The organism is Vibrio sp. V12_P9A6T4, assembly GCF_963874835.1.
Classification (GTDB): Bacteria; Pseudomonadota; Gammaproteobacteria; order Enterobacterales; family Vibrionaceae; genus Vibrio; species Vibrio anguillarum.
The window spans coordinates 1-4,083 of record NZ_CAWNJO010000004.1; the positions used below are offsets into that span (position 1 = coordinate 1).

Sequence of the window (4,083 nt, forward strand, 5' to 3'; positions counted from 1 at the left end):
TAACGCCCGGCTAAGGGGTTGACAACGCACCGCCGAACTCAAAAAAACCACTGTAAACACTGAACTTCAATTTTGCACTAAAATCGCCAAGCGTTGGCAATCCCTCTTGAGCCGTTTGTTAGGCCAACAGATTGACAACGATACTTTCAAAACCAAAGAACAAGACTTGTTTAAAAACTGAAAACCAACTAAGCGATTCATTTATAAACCAAAATCTCAAATCAGAAAAGAAACCAAAAAACTCAAATTGAGCGATTTGGAAGAAAAGTGACGAGCGTAGCATGCTCGGCGGACGTTTGGATGCCGAAGGTTATTTTGCCGATGAATTCACAGCGATAAACAACCCAACGCGATCAAGAAACAACAAATATGTGATGACGATTTATTGCTTAAGTTAAGCCACAAAACATAGAATTCACTGCTCAATTTCAACTCGATTTAGCTGATAAAAACTCACCTTGCCTAACGCCCGGCTAAGGGGTTGACAACGCACTGCCGAACTCAAAAAACCACTATAAACACTGAACTTCAATTTTGCACTAAAGCCGCCAAGCGTTGGCAATCCCTCTTGAGCCGTTTGTTATATGTTTGGATGACAAACCTAGCTAGATCTTGAATGCAATGCATTGAATTACATAGTTATCAACACATTGCATGCGGACGGTATAAAATGCAGCTTATTTATAAAAAGCTTCAACTTCACCTTTTAACTTAATCAGCATCGACTGGCCAAAACGATCTTTAGCTTTCGGTGACGGAATTTTCACCCACCCTTCACTAATGCAGTATTCTTCAACATCAGTACGCTCTTTGCCATTTAGACGAATGCCAATGTGATGTTCAAAGCACTCCGCTACATAGTGTGGGCTGCGAGGATTACCAGCAAGGTGATCCGGCAAAGCGGGTTTAGCTGTAGTGTCGTTCATATTCATAACCTAAAATATGTAAAAAAGTGCGCTATTGTAGACAATAGAAGCCGACCGCTCAACAAAGTAAAGATGCTATTTCATATGCGGCATAGAGCGCAGAACTAGATGACATATAACGCCCAATTAAGTAGCCCGAAACGCACTGGCTCACTTTCCGCATTGCTCGGCAACACGAAATTCAACGCAAACCAAAAGTGCTAAGCGTTGAGGGTCTGCTTGAATTGTTTGTTATGTTTTACCACAAATGACTGATTTATTTGGCAAAGAACTGCATTCTTGACCGGATTTTCTGAGCCCAATCACACGACAAAACTCACTTGGCCGCCAGATGCACGGAACATAAAACGCGTAAATCCACTTCCCTGCCCAATGAGGCAACCCGACCAACGTTCAACAAGCGCCCTCTCTTTCCAACCACAGCGCAGAACAATGGCAAATTGCCGAGGCAACTGCCAAGCTGATATGCTGATTGGCAAATATGATGCAAGCGACTTAGAGCCAGTGAAATTTAAAACCAACCGCCACGACCCGAAAATGAAGCAACCCACGAACATTAGTATCTTTTACGGGCTGAGTGATTCATGAACTTGGTCCGACAATGCCGATTTGCTGAAGTAACTCGAACGAACTGCCAAAGAGACAAAGAACATAGATCGAAGAAACTTTAAGCCACTGAAATACAAGTAAACATAACGCCCGGCTAAGGGGTTGACAACGCACTGCCGAACTCAAAAAACACACTGTAAACACTGAACTTCAATTTTGCACTAAAGCCGCCACGCGTTGGCAATCCCTCTTGAGCCGTTTGTTAGCTGCTGCACTTTAGCCGGAGATTGACTACCCAACGGCCTAATTTAAAACACATTATTGCTTTCAAGCGGCAAAGTAAAATAGACAACTGAGAAACTAAAACCTAATCCACGAAACGCACTTGGCAAAGAAGAAATAACAGCAAAACTGACGAGCTTCTAAGACTTAAATTTACAAAGAATTCTTTCGAAGAAGCCAACAACCAAGTGCGCGAAATCAACTTAAGCGCGAAAGAGCTTCAAAACCAAAGAAGCCACACCAAAGAAATAAACAAGCACATCACTTCCCGTAAGAAGGCTTCGGTTAGTTCAACCACTTCACGAACAGTGCCACTGGAGAGATACATGGAAAAGTGCTGACTTTCAGGTGTAAAGCTAGAGCCTCAGACTAAGAAAAATAAACGCTTAATTTTATGATTGTTCTTAACCTCAGCTAACGCCCGCTTAAGGGGCAGCCAACGCGACGACTAAGCTTCCGCATAACACCGTAAACACACAAACCAACGCATAGTAAAAATGCCGCGCGTTGGCTGTCCCTCTTGAAGCGTTTGTTATATGCCTTGGATTCATATACTAAGTGCCTGTTCACAAAGTCTAAAAGTCCCTTGGCTACAAGCTGTATAGCCTTTTGCGATCTTTGCGGTAACATTTAAAAGCCAAGACCCAGAACGAAATCAAGGCAAACAACGCTACCTTGTCGTATTTATGTAATAACTTCCCAACTATGGCATCTTCCAAAGGTTTCATTACTCCTTGGAACTCAATTTCAGCGATATAGTATTTGCCGACCAATAAAATTACGAAGTGAAAAACGACACCAAGAATCAGTGCTAATTGAGTGCGTTTCGATAGTGAAAGCACATATAGAAATTCATATACAAAGTTCATTTTTACTTCCTATCTGTATTGGCATATAACGCCCGCCTAAGGGGCTGGCAACGCATAACACTAAACTCAAACACAACAACCGTAACCACCGCGGCTCAATGGGACTGGAAACGCCACGCGTTGACAGTCCCTCTTGAGGCGTTTGTTATGAGCCACTTTCCACTAAAAGCAAATCTAATTCATTGTGTGTTATTGCTTTTAGGTTTTTCGTTATTTTCTCCGCACTCCAATCCCACCATGCAATTGCTAACAATTTATCTACGACATATGGCTCAAAACGATGTTTCAAAACCTTAGCGGGATTTCCGCCAACAATGCTATAAGGCGGCACATCTTGTGTTACTACTGACTTACTAGCAACGATTGCACCATCACCAATCGTTATTCCCGGCATGATAGTTGATTCATATCCCAACCAGACGTCATTACCAATTACAGTATCCCCCTTATAAGGTAACTCACCAACTTGTGGGGCTGACGTTTCCCAACCATTGCCAAAAATGAAAAAGGGGTAAGTTGAAAAACCTGACATACTGTGATTTGCACCATTCATGATGAATTTAACGTCTTTAGCAATAGCACAAAATTTTCCAATCTTTAACTTATCCCCAATAAAAGGAAAGTGATAAAGCACATTACTTTCAAAATTCTCAGGCCCATTAGGATCGTCATAATACGTATAATCACCAACTTCAATATTTGGAGACTTAATATAGTTTTTTAGATAGCCAACTTGAGGAAAACCTTTCATTGGCTCTTTATCATTTGGATTTGGACCGTACAAAATAATTTCTCCATATTGGCTCATAACGCCCGCTTAAGGGGCAGCCAACGCTACAACCAACTTTCGGCATAACTTCGTAATCACAAAAACCAACGCATGGTAAAAATGCCACGCGTTGGCTGTCCCTCTTGAAGCGTTTGTTATGTGGCTTTGCCTCGTAAGCCAATTAAGTTACCAAATGGGTCTTCTACTTGACACATTGAAAGCCCATTTTCTATTTCCATTGGGCCTCTGTATAGCTTTGCGCCAAGAGCCTCAAAGCATGCTAATGACTTGGATAAATCGTTTACCGACCAATAAAGAACAGTACCATTTTTACCAGAGCCCACCTTTTCATCAGCTTGCACTATTTCAATAGAAAAGCCATTAAGGTCTAACACTGTAAAATCAAAATCTGAGTGATAAACAGGCTTCGCGTCAGAAAAGGCTTTTTGATACCAACTTAACCCCTGTTCTACATTAGGGACATGAATAAGAACTGCTGCTGGGGTCATATTTTCTCTCCTGCCACATAACGCCCGGCTAAGGGGTTGACAACGCACCGCCGAACTTAAAAAACACACTGCAAACACTGAACTTCAATTTTGCACCAAAACCGCCAAGCGTTGGCAATCCCTCTTGAGCCGTTTGTTATGCAAATTCAATAAGATAAACTGACTTTACTCGATCAAAA

4 protein-coding genes are annotated in these 4,083 nt (G+C 41.9%); all 4 read right to left on the bottom strand.

Annotated elements, in window-relative coordinates; all coding sequences use genetic code 11:
* Nucleotides 1–677 precede the first annotated feature (677 nt).
* The 4 genes from AACQ42_RS00060 to AACQ42_RS00075 all read right to left on the bottom strand — a co-directional run bounded on the left by AACQ42_RS00060 (nt 678) and on the right by AACQ42_RS00075 (nt 3,904).
* Nucleotides 678–926, bottom strand: coding sequence for a DUF3297 family protein (locus AACQ42_RS00060; RefSeq protein ID WP_094166354.1), 249 nt, complete (start codon nt 924–926; stop codon nt 678–680).
* A 1,421-nt stretch (nt 927–2,347) separates the two neighbouring features.
* Nucleotides 2,348–2,626 (bottom strand): hypothetical protein, encoded by a 279-nt coding sequence (locus tag AACQ42_RS00065; protein WP_001012254.1) that lies wholly within the window; start codon nt 2,624–2,626, stop codon nt 2,348–2,350.
* Between the two features lie 145 nt (nt 2,627–2,771).
* Nucleotides 2,772–3,434 (bottom strand): Vat family streptogramin A O-acetyltransferase, encoded by a 663-nt coding sequence (locus AACQ42_RS00070; RefSeq protein WP_094166355.1) that lies wholly within the window; start codon nt 3,432–3,434, stop codon nt 2,772–2,774.
* 116 nt (nt 3,435–3,550) lie between these two features.
* Nucleotides 3,551–3,904: a glyoxalase/bleomycin resistance/dioxygenase family protein gene (locus AACQ42_RS00075; protein WP_064626895.1), complete on the bottom strand. Its 354-nt coding sequence runs from the start codon at nt 3,902–3,904 to the stop codon at nt 3,551–3,553.
* Between the last annotated feature and the right edge of the window lie 179 nt (nt 3,905–4,083).

Excerpts from the sequence above, each read along its gene's own strand:
- AACQ42_RS00060 (WP_094166354.1), bottom strand. The coding sequence starts at position 926 with ATGAACGACACTACAGCTAAACCCGCTTTGCCGGATCACCTTGCTGGT.
- AACQ42_RS00070 (WP_094166355.1), bottom strand. The coding sequence starts at position 3,434 with ATGAGCCAATATGGAGAAATTATTTTGTACGGTCCAAATCCAAATGAT.
- AACQ42_RS00065 (WP_001012254.1), bottom strand. The coding sequence starts at position 2,626 with ATGAACTTTGTATATGAATTTCTATATGTGCTTTCACTATCGAAACGC.
- AACQ42_RS00075 (WP_064626895.1), bottom strand. The coding sequence starts at position 3,904 with ATGACCCCAGCAGCAGTTCTTATTCATGTCCCTAATGTAGAACAGGGG.